Source organism: Phocaeicola sp. HCN-6420 (genome assembly GCF_037890145.1).
In the GTDB taxonomy this organism is placed as follows: Bacteria; Bacteroidota; Bacteroidia; order Bacteroidales; family Bacteroidaceae; genus Phocaeicola.
In genome coordinates, this window is record NZ_JBBKBJ010000069.1 from 1 (window position 1) to 1,354 (window position 1,354).

Here is a 1,354-nt window from a genome sequence, read left to right on the forward strand (position 1 = left end):
CACTACTGTCCACTAAAAATGGACAAGGTTAAAAATTAAATAAATTCGGTTCACTTGAATCATATCGGTCTTTGACATTTTTGAAATTCGATTTGTGAAACAAGTCACTGAGATGTGTTTTGTCGGTCAGAGAGATTCCGAGTATTTGGAGAACTTCATAGACGCTACGTTCTAATTTCATATCGTGTTGGACTATTGCTACTAAGCAGTAAGTGATTATCGCACAATAGATTTGTATGCGTACAGCGTTTTCCGATATTCCCCAGAACTTCTTAATCCTGAGGTGTTGTTTTATCCATTTGAAGAACAGTTCAACACTCCATCTGTTTCGATAAAGCGATGATATAAACTCTGCAGATGCGTCAAGATTATTTGTCAGGAAGATGTATCGTGTACCGTCTTCAGGGTTTTCAATGATGAGTTTTCTAAGTTCCTCAGGGTAATCCTTAGAACTTTTATAAACCGTAAAGCATCCGATTACATCCGATACTACACCTTCTGGCAATCTTCGTTTCCAGGTTTTAGGCTTGATCCGTACATTTGTTTTGGCTCGTACAACGAAGAAAGCACCTATACGGTTTATTGTATTAAGGTTGCTGAAATCGTTATACCCTCGGTCGAATATATAATGCGCTCCTGATTCATATGGAATCTCAGGCATAGCCTTTGAATCGTGAATATTGGCAGGTGTAATATGCACAAAAGCAGGCACTTCCGCTTCAATATCGTAGAGCGTATGCAACTTTATTCCGCCTTTATGTTTGCGAAATTTAGCCCACTCAAACACTGACAGGCACAGATCAATCGTTGTAGAGTCAAATGCATAAACATGACCGTCAAGTTCGAATATTTTATTGATTCTACGCTTGCGGGCCTCGGCAATCATGAATGTTGCGTACTCTTCGAAGATGCGGTAGTTACGTTGCTCATTAGCCTTACTAAGATTACTCCGAGTTACAGACTTCCCGATTCCGAGATGGTAAAGTTTTTCAGCATGAGCTTCCATAGCCACAATCAAATCTCTGAGACTCTCTCGATTGGATAGCTGACCGAACATCATCGTAAGTAGTTGATTCCAACAGGTATAGCTCTTGATATATTTGTCGCCTTCATACTTCTTTATGAGATAGTTGAAGTGATTACGATTAAGAAATCGGGTTAATTGAGCAAAAACGAACTTGTCTTTATGCATAACGGTCTGATTAATACCGCAAAAGTAAATTCAAATCCGTTGACTCCCAAAACACTTATAACAAATTGAATTTCAATTATTTCAAAGAACTTCTATGATTTTTTAGTGGACACTAATGTCTTCTTGATACTATCGACATGGATGTAGAATTGGCATTTGCCT

At 38.4% G+C, this 1,354-nt stretch carries 1 protein-coding gene; it reads right to left on the minus strand.

The genetic code is table 11. The annotated features are described in order from the left end of the window. Positions 1 to 28: 28 nt before the first annotated feature. Positions 29 to 1,192, minus strand: coding sequence for an IS4 family transposase (locus WKT12_RS16385; protein ID WP_340320321.1), 1,164 nt, complete (start codon positions 1,190 to 1,192; stop codon positions 29 to 31). Positions 1,193 to 1,354: the final 162 nt, after the last annotated feature.